This window comes from Sediminitomix flava (assembly GCF_003149185.1).
Lineage (GTDB): Bacteria > Bacteroidota > Bacteroidia > Cytophagales > Flammeovirgaceae > Sediminitomix > Sediminitomix flava.
The window spans coordinates 1,056,602-1,079,175 of record NZ_QGDO01000001.1 but is presented as its reverse complement, the minus strand read 5'-3'; the positions used below and the strand labels follow the sequence as shown (position 1 = coordinate 1,079,175).

The following is a 22,574-nucleotide window of genomic DNA, read 5'->3' as shown; positions in this document are numbered from 1 at the left end:
ATGATTACTCAAATTGGATTTCAAAAATTATCACATCAACAAAATGTTGATAAAGATTTGGTAGCTCAACGGTTTAAATCAAGCACGGAGACTTACCGAAATTCTGCAATTGTACAAGAGCAGATGGCTAGTCACTTGTCCGAATTGCTAAAAGACTTTTCGAATAAAGAATTCAATCGCGTTTTAGAAGTTGGTTGTGGAACTGGTTTTCTAACTCAAAAACTCCCACATGAAAAAATGGAGCGTTTTTGGGCTAATGATTTGGTCGCTGAGGTGGGAAAAACTGTCAGTGAAATCAGAAAAGACTGTACTTTTTTAGCTGGAGACATTGAAAAAATAGCTATTCCCGATCAATTAGATTTGATTGTATCTGGAGCAACTTTTCAATGGGTGACAGCACCAAGAACGTTTTTCTGTAAACTCAGAGATCATCTTGATGTAAATGGATTGCTGTGCTTTTCTACTTTTGGAACAAGGAATTTTTATGAAATAAGACAGTTGACCAATCAAGGTTTAAACTATATAGAAAAACAAGATTACTCACATTTACTCTATAATTTTCAAATTCTTCATCTCCAAGAAAAAACATATACCCTCTATTTTGAAAGTGTGAAGGATTTACTCCGACATATAAAAGACACAGGGGTGAATGGCGTGCATCAGTCACCATGGTCAATCAGAGAATATAGAAACTTTGAAAAAGCCTATGAAGAGCATTTTAGGTCTGAAAAAGGACTGAGTTTGACCTATGATGCACTTTTTATTATTGCTAAAAAACTAAACTAAAAATAGAATGAAAACACTATTTGTAACAGCTATAGATACCGATGCCGGGAAGACATTTGCAACAGGGCTTTTAGGAAAATATTTTCAAGAGAAAGGTTATAAAACGATCACGCAGAAATTATCTCAGACAGGTTGTAAAGACGTGTCAGAAGATATTGAGATGCATCGTGAAATAATGGGGATTCCATTTCAAGAAGCAGATAATGAAGGCCTGACTTGCCCATATATTTTTGAATATCCCGCTTCTCCACATTTATCGGCAGCTTTGGAAAGTAATGAAATTGATATAGAGCATATTAGAAAAGCTACAACTTCATTGACTGAAAATTATGATAAAGTAATCATAGAAGGGGTTGGAGGTATTCAAGTACCTTTGAATAATGAAATGACATTACTCGATTATTTACAGGAAGAAGGTCATCCAATTGTACTTGTTAGCTCTGCTAAACTAGGAAGTATTAATCATACTTTGATGACGCTTGAAATCGCAAAATATAGAGGATTAGACATACGTGGTATTATCTACAATAGAGTTGCTGATCACTCAGATATCATTGCTGAAGATAGTCGAAAAGTATTTCTTAAATATTTAAAGCATTATGGTTTCCCTGAGGTGTTGGTTGAAATTCCCAAATTAGAAAAAGGTGAAACTCCATTGATTGATTTTGCTGTGTTTGATAATTAAATTTTTCTCTTTTAGTAAAATATATAAGATAGAGTTGCAAGAAATCCTTTTCAAGCAACTCTGTTTTTTTAGAACGATATTACTCCAATGGTGGAAATGGACCGTTTCAAGTTGTATTGATTTTTAAGCCATCAAAAAAAATGTAGTGAGTAGTTATGTATTTTGTAGTTAGCTGACGTATCGTAAACCAAAAACTGAAGTAAAACCTATTTTTCAATATTCTAATGTTGGTTTTACACTTAATGCTAAATTCCTTCTTTTAATGCTCTTCTAATTGATTTTAAAGCCATTCAACAAATTTAGTTGTATTTCAATAAAGCATTATTTCTTTTTCATTATTCTTAGTTATCTAGACTTAATCGGTGTGTGCTTAACATTTGTTCGAAGTATAAAAAGTATGCTTAAAATAGGCTCACATCAATCATTCGTCAGTTTTTTGAAGTGGTTTTGAAGTGGGTTTAAATTACGTTAAGCTCTGAAATCTGAATAAATATGTAGTGTTAGAATGTGCTAAATCTTCCCTCAAGTAGGAGGCTTGTGATTCTTCATTGCGAAAACATTCCTTTCTATTTTTTGAAAACATTTTGAATAATTGAAGCCATTCTGACCTGTTAATTATTTATTTCAAAAATACATCAACTATGTTTAAGTCCATTTACACTAAGGTAAAACCTTCTAGTGGTGGAACACTATGCACTGTAAGTAGTCAGATGTTCAGTCTAATAACTAAACTCTGCCTAACAGTTCTCACTATTCAACTGTTCGTATCAAACACTTATGCACAAAACGATTATGGTATTGAAGTCAACGGTACAACCGCTACAATTTATTTTGTAGATCAAGGTTGGACTGGTGGCTGGAACTATATCTGTCTTGGCGATAACTGTACTGCGGGTACAAAAGTTGGAAATAGATGGGAAAGACAGATTAGTGGAATCACTGTAGGTCAAACGTATTCTATTCAATTAAAAATTCAAGATAACTCTACTGGACAATACATTTCACCAATGTATGATGTGGTAGCCTCTGAAGCAGGTAACGAACCTGTTGAGCCAACTTGTTCAGATGGGATTCAGAATGGTGATGAAACAGGTATTGACTGTGGAGGAACAGATTGTGAAGCTTGTGCTACTTGTAATGATGGTATTCAGAACGGTGACGAAACCGGAATTGATTGTGGTGGAGCAGATTGCGAACCATGTGCTACCTGTAATGACGGAATTCAGAACGGCGATGAAACTGGCCTTGACTGTGGTGGACCCGACTGCGAAGCCTGTGATGATTCTACTCCTGTTATAGAACCAACTGTAAGTATCTACACTCACACTGAGCATGGCCTTATTCTTACGGGAGGAGCCGGAAGTAGTAGCAATGGTCTTACTATTTATAGTTTCGATACTGACCAAACAGAATTTAGCGAATGCAACGATGGCTGTGCGAATTCATGGCCTCCTGTATTAGTGAATAGTTTAGCTGAAGTGCTGATTCCTCAATCTGTACAAGATGAATTTACGGGTACTTGGGGTGTAAGTGGTCGATGCGACGGGGCACTTCAATTGACTTATAATGGTGATCCTCTTTATTTCTACGTTTCTGATCAAGTACAAGGAGATACAAATGGAGAAGGCGCTGGAAATGTATGGTGGATTGTGAAAAATGAGCAAGTAGTTGAACCTACCTGTAATGACGGAATCCAAAATGGTGATGAAACTGGTGTTGACTGTGGTGGTTCTCAATGTCAAGATTGTCCTCCTCCTGTTGTAGATGCAGGAACTTGTGGCGACTATGGTCTTACTGTTGTAGACGGAAAAGGGATCATGTACTACAAAGACGATTTAGGTACAGCACTTTACTTCTGTACTGGTGGTGGATTCAATAATTGTGTTCCTCCCGATAGATATGAAAATGGGTATTATCAAAAAGATATTGATGTAACAATCGGTCAAACTTATTCTTTAGCAATTCAAGCTTCTCCTCAAAATGTGGAGTTCACAGTTGTTGCAGGAGAAAGCAGTTGTTACTTCGTTCCTACATGCAATGACGGAATTCAAAATGGTGATGAAACAGGTATTGACTGTGGAGGACCAGAATGTGATCCATGCCCTACTTGTGATGATGGTATGCAAAATGGAGACGAAACTGGTGTTGATTGTGGTGGATCTGAGTGTCAATCTTGTGAAACGATTTGTAACGGAACTCCTAATCCTTCAGCAACAGTCTTTACAACAAATGAAACTATTGAATTCAAAAATGACGGTACAATAACATTCTATTTCAATGATGTAGAAGGTCGTACAGATATCCAATTTAGTTTAGATGGAGGATTAAGCTACCAGTATGCTTCTCCTGACGACATGGGTTCTTTAATTATTTATGATCTTCCTCCTGGAATCTATCAAGTATATGCCAGATGGAGTAACGGCGACTGTCCGATGAACCTTGGTGATTATCGAATCAATGAAGGAGGACCAGAACCAACTTGTAGTGATAGAATCTTGAATCAAGGAGAAGAAAGAGTTGATTGTGGAGGTCCTTGTGCAGCTTGTGAAGAAAGTGCCTGTGGTGATATTCCTCTTGTAAACTACCCTTCTCCAGCTCTTCCTAGTCCTGTTACAGGTATAACTCCGGGTGTACACGGTTATACTTTTGACTTGTCAGAAGATCTTTCTGAAATCTCTGTTGACTATGGTCAAACTATCTATATCCAGTCAGACGGAAATCCTGATTTCGAATTCTACTGTTCGTGTAATCAAGTAGAATTTGAAGGTGTTTCGCTTGCTTCAGGACCTGCTGCAGTTCCTCAAAAATGTCAAGATGCTGGTGATTTCTATTATTTCTTCAGATATAAGAAAAAAGATTATCAGACAGATGATCCGGGAGATCAGTACATGTACTCTTCATTATTCACTACTCAAGGAGAAAGAATAGATCCTAGAACTCGTGAAACAATCGTTTCTCAAGGAGCAAACTGGATGCGTTTCAGACACCCACATGCTTATGATGGTATTACAGAAGCCGTATTTGATGCAGTACACAATGCCGATCAGTTGAGATACTTAGACCGTTATGAAACGATTATTACAGATGGGCCAGATAACTTAAGAATAGATCCACAATTAACATCTGCGAATGGTACTTTCCATCCTCATGAAGGAGCTCCAGTAACTCCAGTTCGTATTGATATTTTGGATATTGGAGATTCTCCGGCCCCAAGATATGCGACTACAGTTGGGGGAGTGAGTGGTACTACTTACGCAGACCTTGGTCCTGGTTATAACTACGGAAATATGGTGAACTACGAAATCACTGCCGTAGCAGGTGGTAGTGGAGCACAAACCTATAACACGCTTCAAAATTACTTTATCGGACAAGGTTTTAATACACTTGGAGATCCTCGTTTAGCTTCGGCAGGTAAAGCAAGTACGCTTATGATTTTACCAAGTTTGCAAACAGCAGGGTTCAACGAGACAAACTACAATCTTGAACGAGATGCCATTTTCACACAACACTTAATCACGCTTACAGAAGAAGATGATGTGGATGACTTCTTGGAAGGGCATCATATTTTCCATGGTGTAATTCATAGAAGTGATAATAATCGTCTTGGCCCTCCAGTACTTGATGAAGTACAAATCGGAGATTTCAGTTGTGGAAGCTGTCACTTCAGAGATGGTAGAGGACCTGAAGTTATTCAAACTCCTCGGGGTCCTAGAGTTCCTCCTGCTGTATATGGGACAGGTTTACTGCAGTGGATTGCAGGAGCAGAAGTTGGACTACGTTGGGACGGAGGTGCTGCTACAGTAGCTGAACAAACTAAAAATGCTTTGGTTGAAGATCACAAAATTGATCCAGATAACCCTGCAGATATTTCTCCAGAAGACTTAAATCTACTAATCGCTTATACAGAGTTCTTAACGGTTCCTACACGTAGTGCGGCATCTTACAATGATGAAGATGTGATACAAGGAGAAGTCTTATTCCATCAAGTTGGTTGTGCTTCTTGTCATTCACCGACACAAAGAACAAGTAGTGATGCTCCTGCAGAGTTTAGAGATCTTACGATCAGACCATATACCGACATGAAAACACACACGGTACATAATGGTACATTCAGAACTCCAGCACTATGGGGAATTGGTAGAAATATTCAATTACTAGAACGAAACGATAAAGCTACTTTATTTATGCATGACGGTACAGCCACTTCATTAGATGGTGCCGTTCAATTGCATGGAGGTGACGCCAGTGGATCACGTGCTGCTTATAACAGCTTATCAACTAGTGACCAACAAAAAATTATTAAGTTCTTAGAATCTTTATAAGACTATGAAATTCATAAAACATATCATATTCGGTTGTTTACTTAGTCTGTTCTTTATTTCGGCAGTTCAAAGTCAGACAATCACATTAAAGTGTCCTCCATGCCGTCCAATTCAGAGTTGCGACCAATGTTGGGAGACGCAAGAAGAAGCTGATGCAAACTGTAATTCAAACAGTCGACAATCATTTTTAGGTGAAAAAACGATCAATTCTATGATGGTTTTCCCTAATCCAAATAATGGGACATTTACTGTAGGAAATCCATTCAAGAAAAGTGGTGAAGCTGTTATAATGAATCAATTAGGTGTAATTGTTAGAAGATTTAGAATTAGCGGTGAAGCACTTTTCAATTACCAAAGTTCTGATCCTTTACCAAAAGGAGTGTACCATTTGAAGTTTACTTCTGATAAAGGCGAGGATATTCTTTCTCAAACGGTCATTATTAATGGTCAATAACTCTTTTATGTTCAACAAAATAAAGCTAGCTCAAAAATGGGCTAGCTTTTCTTGTATACTTTGTGAAGTGCTAGGACAAATGTTTTCGGGATAAAACTTTACTGTTCTTAGAGTTGCTCTAAGAACTCATAAATGGACACCAGAGTCTTCAGACTCGACATTTTAGTAGTTTTTTCGAGTCTGAAGACTCTTACTCTCATCAATCAAACCTTAGATAGCTTCGCAAACTCTAAGGATAGTTACACTCGTTTTCTTTTGTCCTAGTACTTACTGATTAATAATTCAGTCTTTTTTCTTCACGTTGATCATCTAACAATGCAATTCTGATACCTTCTTTCTGGAAACGTCTCAAACATTCTTCTAATACATCGCATTTGAGTACAAAAGATTTATCAGATGTTTCAGCCCAAAGATAAGCTCTGAGAACTATGGCGTGTTTTTCAATTCTGACAATACGAATTTTGATATATGGCCTACCTTCTTTGAGATGTTCTTCAGTTCGATAATCCATAGAGAGTGGATGTTTCGCTCCAATTTCTCTAATGATGTCTGAGGCATGGTCATAGTCTACATCTTGTGGGAAAGGAAACTCCAAATATCTACAGATAGCATGATCGTCGATGTCTGAGTTTACAATTCGGTCAGTAGAAATGGTTTGATTTGGAATGATAACCCTCTTGTTGTAATAATCTTTAATGATTGTATGTCTGAGAGTAATATCTTGAACTTCACCCATTACATCATAACCTCCGATCTCTATGACATCTCCAACTCTGAAAGGTCGAAAGATGACAATGAAGATTCCACTGATAATATTTGCGAAAGCATGCTGAGCTGAAAAACTCAATACAGCAGCAATAACCCCGGCACTGGCAAATAATGTATTCCCGTATTTTTTTGAACTAGGAAAAACAGATAGTGCTAAAATGATAATGGTTAATAAGAGGAAAAATGAAGAAGCGTTCTTTAAGAAGTTGAGGTGTGTACGCTCTAACTTTAACTTTTTTCCAGACTTTTCAATTTGAGCTTTTATTCGATTGTTGAGAAGAAATAGCGCAACTGATATTCCAACGATGATCAACACAAGGACAATATTGTGCTGATTCACCAAGTCGTGTAGGAATTCCATAATAAATACATGAGGTAGAGACACTTTTGAATCTCTACCTAACTTCTTGAAGTTTTATTGTTTATCTCGTACCTGAAAATTTCATTCTAGGGTTTGGCGAAACATTTAGCGATTCAAATTCACCCGCTAAATATTTATAATGAGCTGTAATTGCAATCATTGCAGCATTGTCGGTACAGTATTCAAATTCAGGGATAAATACATCCCATCCTTTTTTCTCACCTTCTTCTTTTACTGCTTTTCTCAATCCAGAATTGGCTGAAACCCCACCAGCAATTCCTATATTCTTGACTTTATGTTTTGCAGCTGCTTTACGCAGTTTGTTCATTAATATCTTGATTAAAGTATGTTGTACACTCGCACAGATATCTTCAATATTTTCATCTACGAAATTCTGATTTTCTTGCACCTTCTTTCTGAAGAAATACAAGAATGAAGTCTTAATTCCACTGAATGAAAAGCTGAGTCCTTCTGTACTTACCATTGGAAATTCAAAAGCCAATGGATTTCCTTTTTGCGCATACTTATCAATTAGTGGACCACCCGGATAAGGTAATCCTAAAATTTTCGCAGTCTTATCAAAAGCTTCACCTACAGCATCATCTTGTGTTTCTCCGATCACTTCCATATCCAAGTGAGAACGAACCATGACAAGTTGAGTGTGTCCGCCACTTACGGTCAAACATAAAAACGGAAACTGAGGCTGAGGTTCGTCAATAAAATGTGCCAAAATATGTGCTTGCATATGATTCACGCCAATCAAGGGAATATTGAGTGCAGCAGCCATTGACTTTGCAAATGAAGCTCCTACAAGCAATGCACCTAATAAACCAGGCCCTTTGGTGAATGCAATTGCTGAAAGTTCTGATTTCTGAACCTCAGCTTCTTTCAAGGCTTGATCTACCACAGGAACAATATTCTTTTGATGAGCCCTAGAAGCCAGCTCGGGTACAACACCCCCATATTTGTGGTGAACTTCCTGAGTAGCAACAATATTGCTTTTAATTTTTCCGTTGATGATTACAGAGGCTGAAGTTTCATCACAAGAGGACTCTATGGCAAGAATTATTGTTTTTTTCATTTTTTATCGCTTATAAAATATCTCTTTTGATAAACCTCCCAGAATATGGTGAGGTTCTTGAGAGTTTTTTTATTTTTGTAAAATATTGATACGCCTGTTATCAAATATTAAGACGTAGACGGACTGCATCACTACCAGCTATTTATCTATGATCAGTTAATAAATAAAATCACGAGACTAACGCAGATACTAAATTTGGGGGCAAAGTTAAAAAATATCATTCTTAATCAAGTCTTTTCGAATACTCGATTTGGCGTCTGGTTGGCTAGGGTGAGCTTTTTAACCCTTTTTGTTTGGATATTTTTGCTTTTAGGTGTCCAATTTCCCTACGTCCAAGGTCAGTTGATCAATTTTGTTACCGAATTTCTTAGTGAAAAGACGGGCTACCCTACAACCATCGGGGAAGTTAATATCAATTGGTTCGATGAAATGAGTCTAAAACAGATTCATGTTTACGATACCACTGACCAAAGAGAAATGATTTCCGTACGTGAAGTCATTATTGATTATAAACTCAGAAGTCTTCTTAGTGGAACATCAATTCTAATCGATGAGGTTACTTTAGATTCTGCACATGTTGTATTGAATAACCGAGAAGAATCAAACAACATAAATGAATGGGTTTTTAGGATGCTTGGGAAAGAGCAAGTCCCAACAGAAGAAGTTATTGTAGAACCTGATTCAGTAATTAAACAAGCTATCCCTTTCATTATTGAAAAAGTAACGCTCAAAAATAGCCATTACGAAAATCATCTTGAAGGAGCTCCTCAAATGAAACAGGGTTTATTTAACCCTGGACATCTAGTTTTTGATAACCTAAATGGAAGTGCTTCCAATTTCAAGATTGCCTCTGATACAATTGCTTTATCGGTGAGTAAACTCAATACCGTAGAAGTGAATTCTGGCTTAAGTATCAATGAACTTGATACAGATTTTATGATTTGTCAGAAGTCTATGCATCTCAATAAACTGTATGCCTCTATTGGGGAAAGTGTTTTAAGAGATTCCATTTCATTTGAGTATGAAAATTATAAATCCTTCTCAGACTTTTTCAATCAAGTTAAAATTGATGCACACTTAGATCGATCTATAATTTCACTTAAAGATTTAAAGCCTTTCGCTGAAGATTTTCCTTACGAAGAGGAGGTTATTCTTTCGGGGGATTTTAGAGGGCTGGTTTCAGATTTTAACTTTACGGATTTAGAAGCAAAGTTCGGAAAACACTCGGTCATACAAGGTGAAATAACCCTTTCGGGTTTACCTCAGGTTGAAAATTCATTTATGCTTTTCTCTTTTCCTTCAATAAATGTGCAAGGAAAAGATTTAGCGCCTTTTATCCCAAATGTCGTACACCCTTATCTTGAGAAGTTCGGAACACTAGATGGTGATTTGACATTTGCAGGTTTCTTATCCGATTTTGCTGTTAGTGGACACTTAGATACTGAATTAGGTCGCGTATCTCCAGATCTTTCATACCGACCGAATGGAGCTATACTTAAAGGTTGGTTGACTACAGAACAGTTTGATCTAGGAAAACTGATTGAACAAGAAGAGCAATTAGGAAGGGCTAACCTCGAGTTGTTTGTAAACGGAAGAGGAACAGACCTTAGCAAGATGTATTACCAAGGCGACCTCAAAGCTTCAGCGTTCGAAGTCAACAAGTATATCTACGATCAAGCAACTTTATCAAATCTTACTTTTAGCAAAGATTACATTTCTGGGGACTTCAATTTGACGGATTCCCTCATTTCAGTTCATTTGCCTTTTGAAGGAAGTTTAGCAGATACCACAGTCACTCTTGACTTAGATTTATCGGCACAAAACTTAGCAGATTTGAATTTGATGGATGATTCACTTTCAGTTGATACAAAACTCAAATTTAACTGGGATGGTAATTGGAATGAATCCCATCTAGGTAAAATGTATTTCTCAAGTTTAGTACTGAAAAGAGATACGACAGAACTGAATCTAGGTGAAGTAACAATAGAATCAGATGCTCGAGCTAAGAATGGAATAAAAACAATTGATATTCAATCGGATGTTCTTAATGCCAATTTTAAAGGGAATTTTGAATATAGAGAGTATTCAACTCAGATCAATCGTTTGAAAGATGAGTTCATCATGAGTCTTTATCCGAATGATGAGCAAGTAGAAACGTTTTATGAAGAAAAGAAGAAAGACCTACTTCATAACTTCTTTTCCATGTTTGATTGTAAAATCAATGATATCAATAAAGTACTTGATTTCTGGAATCAAGATATTTATATCTCAAAAAATACGAAGCTGAAAGGTATTTTTAGAGAGGATAAAGAAAAAATGCGTTTGGCACTTAGGTTAGATGCAGATAGCGTTTCCATGTTTGATATGAGCTACTCTAATTCTAAGTTGTTGGTTAATGCGCAGAAAAAAACATTTGGGTATGAGTTTCCTCTTAAAGTTACCTTGGAGTCTGAAAAACAGGAGTTGCTTGGAGGTAAAACGAAAGATTTATCCTTAAATATAGAAAAGAAAGAACGAGAGTTTAAGGTGACAACAGACCTTAATCATGCTGTAAGGGATGATTACTTCTCAAGTGGAACATCAGTTCTTTTCTCTAGAGACAGCATTGATATCGCTTTTAATGATTTAAATTTTAAACTATTTGATCGTGAATGGGTACAAGATTCAACCATGTCAAATAGTGTGATTTATAGTCATGAAAAATTCAGTATTCAAGATATATCCTTAAATCATAAAGATGAGAGTATTAAACTATCGGGTGGTATATCAAATGACCCTTCAGATAAATTAGTTTTTAGTATTCATAATGTAGATATATCTACCATCGGAAAGATTGTGGATGTCGATCTTTCTGGAATCTTGAATGTAGATTTATCAGTGTCGGACTTGCTTAAAGTTCCATTGGTGAATGGTTCTGTAAAACTTTTTGATACCCATGCCGGGAATGTCCATATCGGAGATATTTATGCATATTCAAAATGGGACTCAAAGTCTCAAGCAATAAACCTTAATGCATCAATTGAAAAGTTAGAAGAAGAAATTCTGCTTGTTTTTGGAAATATATTCCCATACAAGTATGATTCGGACATGTTTGACTTGGAAGCTGTCCTTGCCAATACAGACTTGCAGTTGCTAGAATTCTTTATGGAGGGAGTCATGTCAGATATCAAAGGAAGTGCATTAGGTCTGATAAAAGTACAGGGTAATCCGAATGCACCTAGGTTTGAAGGAGATGCCATTTTAGATGGAATGGAGTTTACGGTTGATTACCTCAAAACAACCTACAAAGTTCTCAATGATAGAATTGACTTCAGTAATAAAGGAATTACCTTCAAAAACCTTAGTGTTGCAGATGATTATAATAACTACGGTTTCTTAGATGGGGGCATATTGCTGAATGATGGCGACTGGAGTTTAGATATGAAGGCTAGGTTTAGAAACTTTATGTTGCTAAACACGCAAGAAACAGACAATGAACTGTTCTATGGACAAGCTTTCGGAACAGGTAATTTACATTTTAGAGGGCCTTTCAATGATTTACAATTTGATATAACAGCAAGATCAAATAAGAATACAAAGGTTTACATTCCAATTGAAGATACTGGTGAAATCTCAGATAGTTTTATTCATTTCATAAATCCAGAAGTGGAAGAACAAGTTGAGGAAGCAGCTGAGGAGATGGGATTCAAACTCAATATGAATTTGGATATTACACCAGATGCCTATTGTGAATTGATTTTTGATAAAGCGACAGGAGACCTTATTCAGGGTAGAGGAGAAGGGAAGTTGCAGATTCAGATGGATACTAAAGGAGCCTTTTTGATGTTTGGTAATGTGGATATCCAAGAAGGAGTGTATAACTTTAACTATTCATTGAATTTAGGAAAAGACCTTAATGTCAATGTATTGGCTAAGAAGTTTTATATAGAACCTAACTCAAGCATAGTTTGGGCAGGGGATCCGTATGAGGCTACAATGGATATCACAACCTCTTATGAACAGGTTGTCAATCTAGCAAACTTGGTAAATACAGAGCTTTTCCCTGAAGACGAAGAAGGAAATAAGAAAACACCAATTGAGCTAAGAAGAAAATATCCAACGAAAGTGAAATTGATGATGACAGGGCAAATGCTTTCACCAACTATTTCGTTTGATATTGATGTCTATGATTATCCAAAACAAATTCAATTGTCTGAAACTGGAGAAGTCGTTGATTTGGACATGTATGTAAATTACATGAAACAGAAAATCAATTCTGATGAAGCGGCTTTAAATGCTCAGGTCGTCAACTTGATGATATTCAAGCAATTTGTTCCGTTGGAGTCCAATGAAGCTATTGAAAATGACAACCTAGCAGGAAACCTAAGTGAGCTTATATCAAATCAGTTGAGTAGTTTGCTATCCAATCTTGATGAAAACATGCAGATTGATTTGAATCTCGGAGGATTTGATTCGGATGACCTTCAACAGATGCAATTAAGATTTGCTTATAGTTTCTTAGGAGGAAGGCTTAAGCTTATTCGTGATGGTGGTTTTGTAAACGAAGATAATAAAGCTGATGCTGCAAGTGTATTGGGTGACATTACCTTAGAGATGGAATTAACTCCACAAGGTAATTTGAGGGCTAAAGTCTATGTGAAACAGAACTTTAACAACTTCAATGATGTGACTCAAGGTCAAACAATGACGACTCAAGGCTTCAGTATAATGCATACAAAGAGTTTCAATAGTTTTAGTGATTTCTTTAAGCGAAAGAATACAGGAGCTTCCAAACGTTTGAAACGAATGCAACGAAAGGCAATTCGTGAAGCAAAGAGGAATGCCAAACAAAAGCAGCAACTTGCTTCAAAGCAAAAAGAAAATAATTTAGATACTCAAGCCTTATCCAATTAATTGATAAGGTTTTTTTGACATAACATTATCCTAAAGATGCTAACAAAGGAATTTATTGCAGATTGGTTCAAGGATTTACAAGATAGAATCTGTTTGGCTATCGAAGAAGTAGACGGGAAAGCTAAATTTCAACAAGACTTGTGGGAAAGAGAGGCCGGAGGTGGCGGAAGAACAAGAGTCTTGAATGGAGGTAATATATTGGAAAAGGCAGGGGTAAATTTCTCAGCAGTTCATGGAGAAACACCTGATAAGATTTTAGAAAAACTAAAATTAGAAAAGGCAGACTTTTTTGCTTCTGGAGTTTCAATTGTGATGCATCCTAAAAATCCGATGGTACCAATTATCCACATGAATGTGAGATACTTTGAAATGAGTAATGGTACATATTGGTTCGGTGGCGGAATTGATTTGACTCCTCATTATATCAATAAAGAAGATGCAAAATTCTTCCATCAGAAATTAAAAGATGTATGTGATCTTCATGAGGTATCATACTACCCAAAATTTAAAAACTGGGCGGACGATTATTTCTTTATAAAGCACAGAAACGAAACCAGAGGTATTGGAGGTATTTTCTTTGATCATCTGAATGAGCAATCAGAGAAGAAGTCTAAGGAAGAACTCTTCAAGTTTGTTCAAGATGTAGGAAATGCATTTATCGATATTTATCCTCATCTGATGACCAAAAACGCAGCACTTCCATTTGATGAGCGTGAGCTAGAATGGCAAAAGCTTCGAAGAGGAAGATATGTTGAGTTCAACCTTGTGTGGGACAAAGGAACTAAGTTTGGCTTAGATACAAATGGACGTACAGAATCTATTTTGATGAGTTTACCTCCGCAGGCTAATTGGGTCTATGATTTTCAGGCAGAAGAAGGCAGTCCTGAGGCTAAAACACTCGATTTACTCAAAAAAGGGATCGATTGGTTAGAATAATCAATAAGAATGTTGGAATCTTATCTTGATTACTTTTCATAAGGGCTGTAACTTAGAAAGAGGCAATACCAAGTTTAGTGGTACTGCCTCTTTTTATTTATGACAGAGCAAAATCAAGAACAAGATATACCTGAGAAAAAGAAAATTCCTCAATGGATTTTCTTTGTATTTATTCCCTTACTTCTCATTAGTCTGATCGGGATTGTATTTTGGTGGAATACAAGCAGTGTTTCTCCTGAAGAAGAAAGATTGATTACTTATCTGAAAGAAAATATCTATCTCGAATCACCTAAGGAAGTATTTCTGAATGAAGAAGCTAACTTTCAACTTGTTATCCCGATTACGAATATTCAAAAACTTCAAAAGCAAAAAGACTCTTTAAACCGTTTAATTCAAGAGTTAGAACTTCAAGCTGAAGAAGAACAAAATGAAGTAAAGAGTTTACTCACACCATATTTTCCCCAACTGCAAAATCTAAATACAAAGTTAGCATCTTACAAGAATGTTTACCAGAATGAAGATATTGTTCGGTTTGCTCATGAACACAAAACAGATTATGTCTTTAAAAAGCTTTATCTAGTGAGTCAAGAATACAAAAAGTTACTGACCCAAAATCAGATTTTTAGTGAGCAGTTTGAGCAGCAAATAGATGAAGGGAATAGTTCTAGTTCTGAGACTTTATTTGCGCTCAATAATTTGATCGAAACCCAGAGTCGTTTATTGGCATTGTCAATTCAATTAAAGAAAAAACTTTTTCTGTTCGAATATCAATATAATCAGCTTAGACACCCTTCTTCACCTGATTCTGTACTCACGATTCTCAATAATTCATTAGATGAAAGTTATGTCTTAACCCAAGACGCTCTCTACAAATATGCAATACTCAAAGATCAAGGCAGTCCCTTCATTCGATTATTGAGAAACCATCAGCGATTGACAAATGTGCTAAGAGATAAGCTTCAAAGTTTGGTTAGGAGTGCAGATACTTCGATACAGATGGATGAGTGGGAGCGTATTACTAAAAGGATAGAATCTAATATTATTAGCTTGAACAAGTTATCAGTAGCAGCTATAGATTATAAAATCATAGATATAAAAGTAACTGATGCGAACAAATTATTAGATTTTAGTAATCAGACTTGTAGTGAAATTGAAGACAAGCAAGTATGGGAAATCAATAGTAAAGCCAAGAAAAATGGAAAAACCTCTGTACAGTTTGAGGTAAATGGCGAATTATCTAATAAGAATGATGATAATAAAACTAGATTTAGTATAAAAGTCATTGAAAATTTGGTGAATATATCCGAAAATTGAGCTCTACTTTAAAATCAACAAAAAATCGTTTAAAGCATGGTAGTTCATACGGTACTAATGAAAATCAAAGAGGGTACTCCTCAAGAAAAGGTAGATGCTCTTATTCAGGCATTGAAAGACTTAAAAGGTAAGGTTCCTACATTAGTAGAAATGAATGCAGGATATAACTTTTCTGACCGTTCTCAAGGTTTTTCAGTAATGCTAAATTCAATTTTTGACGATAAAGAAGGCTTAGCTGTTTATGCTAGTCACCCAGATCATGTCGATGTTCTTGAAAATCATATTAAGCCAATTTTAGCTGAATTGGTTGTTGGAGATATTGAGTATTAACCAGTAATACTTCAGTCAATGGGGGCAATCTCCATTGACTTTTCTTTACTAACAAATAGATTGACACCCATCTCGAAGTAATAGTGCAATTATTTCACGTTTTTTTCTTTTTTGGCTTGAATTTAGCGGGTATCTGTTATCACGTTAATTGATTAAGTGTTGATCTAACGTTCATGAAGTTGACAATAATTATTCTAACGATTTATGGTCTAATTATTAAGCTTCTATTCATATTCGATAAAGCAATTTTTTGTAGTAATATAGAGGGCTAGGCTATGCTAAAATTTATAAAACTTGTTTTCTTTACGCTTCTACTTTGTGGTGCTTTTTCAGTTAATGCTCAGCAGCTGAAGTCGAAAAAGCAATTGAGAGTGGATAATTTAGTTTCTCAAGCTCAAAAAGCGATTGAAGAAAACCGTTTTTCAGATGCTAAAGAGTTGGGTACAGATGCCCAGTTTCTAGCAGAGGATATCAACTATCAGAAAGGTAATGCAGATGCGTTACTTTGTATTGCAAACGTTTTTCGTATCAAAAGAGAATTTGCACAAGCACTAGATTACGCACTTCGTGCAATGCAAATCATAGAAGGTCTTAATGGAGATAATAGAGAAAGCTTATTGAAAGTTTATTCTGAAATATCATTCTTGTACCAAGAGTGGGGATTGACAGAAAAGACGATTTCATTCCAACTGAAAGCACTTTCTATTGCTCACTCGTTAGGAGATAAGACAAGGGCAAACAACTTCAATTATTTGATAGCCATTTCATACCTTAAAATTGGAGAGAAAGATAAAGCCCTAGTATTCTTCAATAAGTGTAAGGACTTTCACTTAAATCAGAAAGATTTTAATCAGTACGTTTCTATTCTTTACAGAATTTCCAATATCTATTCTAGTAAGAATGATAACAAGAGTGCTCTTGAGGTAAACTTGGAAATTTTAAAGGTAAAAGAAGAAAACGGAGAGAAAGATACTTTTATTAACCTCAACGATATTGGTGTTCATTACCAAAAACTTGGTGATGGTAAAAAGGCAATTGAATACTTTAAAAGAGCCGTTGAGGTAAATAAATCTCTAGGAAAACCAGAATCAGCAAATATTTCCCTCTACAAAAATATTGGTTCTATTTATCAGAGACGTCGTAACCCTGACGAAGCGATGCGTTACTACCGAAAGGTCTTTGATATTGTAAAGAAAAATAATGATACAAAAGGTCTAGCGAGTGCTCACCACTCTATTGGTCTTGTATTGTCTTCTCAAGGTCGTACGAGAGAAGCAGAAGAGGAATTATTGAAAGCCATCAATATTTCAAAATCGTTAGGAGATACCAAACAGCTTGAAAGAACTTATGATGTTCTGACAAAAATTTATGAAAGAGCAGGCCGTAACTTGAAAGCCGTTGAAGCTTACAAAGACTTACTGAAGGTTACCAAAGAAATTCTTAACCAAGAGTTAGATAGACAAAAGGCTCAGACAAGACGCTTGATGTCTGCGGAAAAGAAAGAGAGAGAGCTAGATGAATTGAAATCAGAGCAAGAACTTCAAAGTGCTCGTCAAGAACGTCTAGAGTTAGAGCTAATCAAGAAGGCGCAAGCATTTGAGTTGCTGAAGCAGAAAGAAGAAATCAACAATATGTCTTTCCAGCTTGAAGTTGAAGAAAAACGTAAGATTGAAGATCAGCTTTACCTTGCAGAACAAGAACTTTTACAAAGAGTGCAAGAAGAAGAGCTGTCTAAGGTGATGGAAGAGAAGAAGTATCAAGAACTTCTGAACAAACGTCAGGCAGATCAGATTGAAAAAGCACAACGTGAAAAGAATCTTCTTTCTTTGATGAAGAAAACAGAAGAGGAAAGAAATAAAATTTTGCAGGAGCAAAATGAGGCGAAAGAGAAGATGAATATCATTGCTGCCGTTATCATTGGAATTATCTTCATTTTCCTTATCGTAGCGATTGTTTTAGTTAGAAAAAATATCACTAAAAATAAGAGACTGAAAAGTCAGAATACTGAGATTACACAGCAAAAAGAAGAGATTGAGCAACAAAGAGATCAAGTTTCTAAAGCGAAAACACAAGCTGAAAGAGCGTTCAACAACATTCAAGTAATCTCGGAGTTTGGACAAGAAATTACATCTAAGCTAGATATAAAACAGATTGTTTCTCAAGCATACGATTATGTTGGGCAGATCACCGATGCTGATGTGTTTGGTGTAGGTTTGTTCAGAGAAGATCGTGATTGTTTGGAATACATCACTTTTATCGATAAAGGTGTTCCTAAGAAACGAGTGGTGATCCCAATGTCTTCAAGAGATAGTATGGGGGTATTGGCCGTGAAAAGTCAAGAAGAAATTGTAGTCAGCAATATGGATGTTGAATACAAAGATTACCTTGCTTCTTTCCCAATTCTGCATACAGATGAGGTGACTCAGTCGGTGATTTATTTGCCATTTAATATTGAGCAAACACTAGGTGTTGTAACCATTCAGAATTACAATAAGAGAGCGTTTGAACAAAAGGACGTTAACTTACTTCGTTCTTTTGCTTCATATATTTCAATTGCACTTTCAAATGCAAATGCATATAGCCAATTGAATGCGAAAAACCAGCATATTACAGATAGTATCCGTTATGCAGAGACCATTCAAAAGGCAATTCTTCCAACGAAAGAATACATTGAAAGTACAGGTTATGAGATTTTCTCTCTATTTAAACCAAAAGATATCGTATCTGGTGACTACTATTGGTTCACGCACTTGAAAGGTGATGATATTGATAGAACAGGAGTTTCAGATCCGTTTACTGACTCAATGATCTTCTTGGCCGTAGCTGACTGTACTGGTCACGGGGTTCCTGGTGGTTTCATGTCCATGATTGGTAACACACTACTTAATGAGATTGTGGTTCAGAAAAACATCTACGATGCAGGTGAAATTTTGAATGAACTTCATATCGGAATTCAGAAAGCACTTCAACAAGACAATGAAACAAGTACCAATGATGATGGTATGGATGTATGTCTTCTTGTACTTGAAAGAGGTGGTGGAGTTGTTGAGAGAGTAACTTTTGCAGGAGCAAAACGATCACTTTACTACATTGGCCCAGAGGATAATGAAGTTCAAATCCAGAAAGGAGATAACTTGGCTATCGGAGGTCTGAGAAGAAAGAAAAAGGATAAGCGATTTGAGTCTAAAGAAGTACATGTAGAAAAAGGAACTGTCATTTACCTAACTTCAGATGGATTGGTTGACCAAAATGATATCAATAGAGAAAAGTTTGGTACGATGAGGTTGCTTGAATTACTTCAAAATAACAAATCGAAATCTATGGAGATGCAAAGAGAGATTATCGAAAGAGAACTTCTTGCTCACCAAGGTAAAGCAGAACAACGAGATGATATCAGTATGATTGGTATCAAATTGTAATAAAATATAAACCTATGTGAGGTCACTCTTATTCATTAAGAGTGACCTTTTTTTATACATCATATGAAGAAATGATGTTCGTATATGAACACTTATGTATCAATTACGGATACTCTTTTTATGACTTATTTTGTGATATTAATTTTAAGAATCAGTAAATCAATAGGTTATGCGTGTTGGCATATTCTTGGAATTATAATTAACCGATTCAGTGATATTCATTATCAAACTATAGAAATAACATTATTCAGTGTCAGGTTATTTACTATTACTTTCAGTGTCAAAATTTAATCTTACTTTTTAAGTGTACATATTCATAAAGAAGTAGAATGAGGATTGTGGGGAGACAAAGAATTTCAGAGTGAATTCTAGTCTCAAGGATAGTTCAGAAAGTCAATAAGGTATTAAAAATAGTCTTAAGCATATCTAGAATTTATTTCACATTATCATCATAAAATATTGAGTATTGCAGTTGATCCGAACGGTAATACAAAGGAAATCTAAAGGGGAAGTTAGATAAGAGGTAATAACAGTTTTATCTTTAAAGCTATTACCTACTGAAAAAGTCCTAGAAAACACTCATATTAGAGTGTTTTCTTTTTTTATGTCTAAAAGTAAAAATGATTATTATGGATAAAACATATTTAAATATCAATAGAACATTGTGGGATCATAAGACTCCTGTTCATTTAGATTCTGAATTTTATGATCATAAGAGTTTTTTGGAAGGAAGAAGCTCCTTGAATGAAATAGAATTAGCTCTTTTACCTGAGCTTAAAGGAAAGAAAGTATTGCACTTGCAATGCCACTTTGGACAAGACACGCTTTCTTTGGCTAGAATGGGAGCTGAGGTTACAGGAGTAGATTTATCTCCTAAGGCAATAGAAGTGGCGCAGAAGACCGCTAGAGATTTGGAATTAGATGCTAAGTTCGTGTGCGGAGATGTTTTTGAGATTGATCAATTATTGGATGAGCAATACGACTTCGTTTTTACATCTTATGGGGTTATCGGTTGGTTGCCAGAATTAAATACTTGGGGTAAAGTTATTGAGAAGGTGATGAAGCCTAATGCGCAGTTATTATTGGTTGAGTTTCACCCTGTGATATGGATGTTTGATGAGCAGTTTGAAAAGGTAACATACGGATATTTTGACTGTGGAGCTATCATAGAGGAAACAGAGGGTACTTATACAGATAGAGATGCTGAGCTAAAAGATAAATCATATTCTTGGAATCATAGTTTAGAAGATGTTTTCCAAGGTTTAAGCAAGGCAGGATTAGAAATTACGAACCTGAGGGAATATGATTATTCTCCTTATGATTGCTTTAATAATACAGTGAAGTCTGAGAAAGGCTATCAGATTAAGGGCGTAGAAGGAAAACTGCCAATGGTTTATGCATTAGAGGCAAGAAAAAAATCTTAGTAACTCATAAAGCTAAAAAAGCACTAAACAGAAATCTGCTTAGTGCTTTTTTTATTTCAAGAAATTAAAATGCTTATCTCAATGGAACATTCACAGGATTGTTGAAACATGCACTAGGATAACTCATATCTAACCATGAAGCCACAGTTGGAGCAACTTCAGTGATTGTATGATATTCATGAGTTTCACCATGTTTTACATTCCAACCGTAGAAGATAATCGGAACATGAGTATCATAAACAAATGGAGAACCATGTGTCGTTCCTTTGTCGCGAACTTCCATATATCCAGCATCGTGAACTAAGATGACATCTGCTGTATTTTTAGGATTCATCTGATTTGTATACAGCTTTTTGTAACCTGTCTGATATTCGTTAAATCTTAACTGATAAGCTGTTAAAGCATCTTTTACTGTAGGCTTTTCGATCATGTAATCGGCAACAACTTGTTGAACAGTGTGAAGGTCTAATCTCTTATTCTGAATTTCTTCTCTGTTTAGGTAAACATATCCAGAATATAAAGATTTAACCCAACGGTTTTCAGAACGAGCTTTCCCATATTTTTGATCTAGGTAGTCATTCAATTGCCCTTTAAGTTCTTTCGAGTTGTAGTATCCTGCATTGATTTTTTCGTCCTTCAAATGATCAGAGTTGTATGCAGCCGCGTGATCTGCAGTTAAGAATACGACATACTCTCCTTTTCCAACTTTTTGATCTAAAGTGTTCAGAAGTTCCGCCAAATCCTGATCTAATCTTAAGTACGTATCTTCAACTTCAATTGAAGCAGGACCATAGGCATGTCCAACATAATCTGTAGATGAAAAACTGATAGCTAAAAGGTCCGTAAATTTATCTTGCCCTAGGTTTTCATTTTCAATAGCTTGAATGGCTAGACTTTTCACCATTGTATTTCCCCAAGGAGTACCTTTTAGTAGTCCATATTTTTTCTGGCTTACTTTTGACATTCTATCTGCAGCAATTGCTTTCTGAAGGTCATGAGGGAAGGTTGGAGTTGTTTCGCCATTAAATGTGGATTCATATGGAGTGTCATCGGCATGGCTTTCCGTATATTCTTCGATAGGTAGGAGAGTTTCCCAAGGTGTGTTGAAGAGTTGGTCTACTTCTCTATTTTCAGCAGTATTGATTTTTTCAACCCAAGTCGGTAAAGAATCTCTGTAGAATGTACTCGTAATCCAATTACCTGTTTTGTCATCTAACCAGTAAGATCCGTCAGCCATAAAACCTGCAGGTAAAACTGCTGAACGGTCTTTCATTGATATACTGATTACTTTAGATCTTTTGTTTGAGAATAACTTCAATTCATCTGATAGGGTAGTGGCCTGAAGTCTATGAGGTGACGCTTTTCCGTTTTTACTATCAGCACCCACTGTAGCAACAGAATCATCATAAACACAATACACACTTCTATCTGTAGCTCTATCAAACCAATAGTTCCCTACAATCCCATGATTGGAAGGTGTTGTCCCTGTATAAACAGATGCGTGACCAGGTCCAGTGGCTGTTGGTGCATAATTGAAGTGACCATTTTTTAAGAAGTAACCTTGGTTTACAAGGCGTTTGAAACCTCCATTGTCATCGTATTTATCCCAAAATCGGCTAATGTAATCATAGCGCATTTGGTCAACCATTATTCCTAAAACCAGTTTAGGTTTTTTCTCGTTTCTAGCTTGCTCTTTTGGCGTGCATGCAACAAGAGCAACTAATAAAATTGATATAATATGTTTCATCGTATTTTTATTTAACCGCCCTAAAAATCATCGTATTTTTTAGGAACATAAAAA

13 protein-coding genes are annotated in these 22,574 nt (G+C 36.0%); 10 read left to right on the top strand and 3 right to left on the bottom strand.

Going from position 1 to position 22,574, the window contains the following annotated elements; all coding sequences use genetic code 11:
* The 4 genes from bioC to BC781_RS04160 all read left to right on the top strand — a co-directional run bounded on the left by bioC (position 1) and on the right by BC781_RS04160 (position 6,247).
* Positions 1–786 carry a malonyl-ACP O-methyltransferase BioC gene (gene bioC, locus BC781_RS04175; protein WP_109615967.1) on the top strand — a complete coding sequence of 262 codons (786 nt, stop codon included), beginning with the start codon at positions 1–3 and terminating at the stop codon, positions 784–786.
* 7 nt (positions 787–793) lie between these two features.
* Positions 794–1,471 carry a dethiobiotin synthase gene (gene bioD / locus BC781_RS04170; protein WP_109615966.1) on the top strand — a complete coding sequence of 226 codons (678 nt, stop codon included), beginning with the start codon at positions 794–796 and terminating at the stop codon, positions 1,469–1,471.
* Positions 1,472–2,112: 641 nt separating this feature from the next.
* Complete coding sequence (locus BC781_RS04165) at positions 2,113–5,793, top strand: di-heme oxidoredictase family protein (protein WP_109615965.1); 3,681 nt, start codon at positions 2,113–2,115, stop codon at positions 5,791–5,793.
* A gap of 4 nt (positions 5,794–5,797) precedes the next feature.
* Complete coding sequence (locus BC781_RS04160) at positions 5,798–6,247, top strand: T9SS type A sorting domain-containing protein (protein ID WP_109615964.1); 450 nt, start codon at positions 5,798–5,800, stop codon at positions 6,245–6,247.
* Between the two features lie 274 nt (positions 6,248–6,521).
* Here the strand turns inward: BC781_RS04160 and BC781_RS04155 are convergent, their stop codons facing one another.
* On the bottom strand, positions 6,522–7,376 hold the full coding sequence (locus BC781_RS04155) for a mechanosensitive ion channel family protein (protein ID WP_109615963.1): 855 nt from the start codon (positions 7,374–7,376) through the stop codon (positions 6,522–6,524).
* 61 nt (positions 7,377–7,437) lie between these two features.
* A complete protein-coding gene (gene tsaD / locus BC781_RS04150) occupies positions 7,438–8,457 on the bottom strand; it encodes a tRNA (adenosine(37)-N6)-threonylcarbamoyltransferase complex transferase subunit TsaD (RefSeq protein ID WP_109615962.1) in 1,020 nt (339 codons plus the stop codon).
* A 342-nt stretch (positions 8,458–8,799) separates the two neighbouring features.
* On the opposite strand from tsaD, the gene BC781_RS04145 reads away from it, so the two are divergent.
* The 6 genes from BC781_RS04145 to BC781_RS04120 all read left to right on the top strand — a co-directional run bounded on the left by BC781_RS04145 (position 8,800) and on the right by BC781_RS04120 (position 20,773).
* Complete coding sequence (locus BC781_RS04145; RefSeq protein ID WP_146201617.1) at positions 8,800–13,350, top strand: translocation/assembly module TamB domain-containing protein; 4,551 nt, start codon at positions 8,800–8,802, stop codon at positions 13,348–13,350.
* A gap of 36 nt (positions 13,351–13,386) precedes the next feature.
* Complete coding sequence (hemF, locus tag BC781_RS04140) at positions 13,387–14,286, top strand: oxygen-dependent coproporphyrinogen oxidase (protein ID WP_109615960.1); 900 nt, start codon at positions 13,387–13,389, stop codon at positions 14,284–14,286.
* 99 nt (positions 14,287–14,385) lie between these two features.
* Complete coding sequence (locus tag BC781_RS04135) at positions 14,386–15,600, top strand: hypothetical protein (protein WP_109615959.1); 1,215 nt, start codon at positions 14,386–14,388, stop codon at positions 15,598–15,600.
* Positions 15,601–15,636: 36 nt separating this feature from the next.
* The gene (locus BC781_RS04130; RefSeq protein WP_109615958.1) at positions 15,637–15,930 is read left to right on the top strand and encodes a Dabb family protein; all 294 of its coding nucleotides are present in this window, start codon (positions 15,637–15,639) and stop codon (positions 15,928–15,930) included.
* Positions 15,931–16,205: 275 nt separating this feature from the next.
* On the top strand, positions 16,206–19,349 hold the full coding sequence (locus BC781_RS04125) for a tetratricopeptide repeat protein (protein WP_109615957.1): 3,144 nt from the start codon (positions 16,206–16,208) through the stop codon (positions 19,347–19,349).
* Positions 19,350–19,978: 629 nt separating this feature from the next.
* Positions 19,979–20,773, top strand: a complete 795-nt coding sequence (locus BC781_RS04120) for a class I SAM-dependent methyltransferase (protein WP_109615956.1) — start codon at positions 19,979–19,981, stop codon at positions 20,771–20,773.
* Positions 20,774–20,846: 73 nt separating this feature from the next.
* Here BC781_RS04120 and pafA read toward each other — a convergent pair whose 3' ends face one another.
* Positions 20,847–22,520 (bottom strand): alkaline phosphatase PafA, encoded by a 1,674-nt coding sequence (pafA, locus tag BC781_RS04115; protein ID WP_109615955.1) that lies wholly within the window; start codon positions 22,518–22,520, stop codon positions 20,847–20,849.
* Between the last annotated feature and the right edge of the window lie 54 nt (positions 22,521–22,574).

Coding starts and splice junctions, on each gene's coding strand:
- bioC (WP_109615967.1), top strand. CDS start 1: ATGATTACTCAAATTGGATTTCAAAAATTATCACATCAACAAAATGTT.
- bioD (WP_109615966.1), top strand. CDS start 794: ATGAAAACACTATTTGTAACAGCTATAGATACCGATGCCGGGAAGACA.
- BC781_RS04165 (WP_109615965.1), top strand. CDS start 2,113: ATGTTTAAGTCCATTTACACTAAGGTAAAACCTTCTAGTGGTGGAACA.
- BC781_RS04160 (WP_109615964.1), top strand. CDS start 5,798: ATGAAATTCATAAAACATATCATATTCGGTTGTTTACTTAGTCTGTTC.
- BC781_RS04155 (WP_109615963.1), bottom strand. CDS start 7,376: ATGGAATTCCTACACGACTTGGTGAATCAGCACAATATTGTCCTTGTG.
- tsaD (WP_109615962.1), bottom strand. CDS start 8,457: ATGAAAAAAACAATAATTCTTGCCATAGAGTCCTCTTGTGATGAAACT.
- hemF (WP_109615960.1), top strand. CDS start 13,387: ATGCTAACAAAGGAATTTATTGCAGATTGGTTCAAGGATTTACAAGAT.
- BC781_RS04135 (WP_109615959.1), top strand. CDS start 14,386: ATGACAGAGCAAAATCAAGAACAAGATATACCTGAGAAAAAGAAAATT.
- BC781_RS04130 (WP_109615958.1), top strand. CDS start 15,637: ATGGTAGTTCATACGGTACTAATGAAAATCAAAGAGGGTACTCCTCAA.
- BC781_RS04125 (WP_109615957.1), top strand. CDS start 16,206: ATGCTAAAATTTATAAAACTTGTTTTCTTTACGCTTCTACTTTGTGGT.
- BC781_RS04120 (WP_109615956.1), top strand. CDS start 19,979: ATGGATAAAACATATTTAAATATCAATAGAACATTGTGGGATCATAAG.
- pafA (WP_109615955.1), bottom strand. CDS start 22,520: ATGAAACATATTATATCAATTTTATTAGTTGCTCTTGTTGCATGCACG.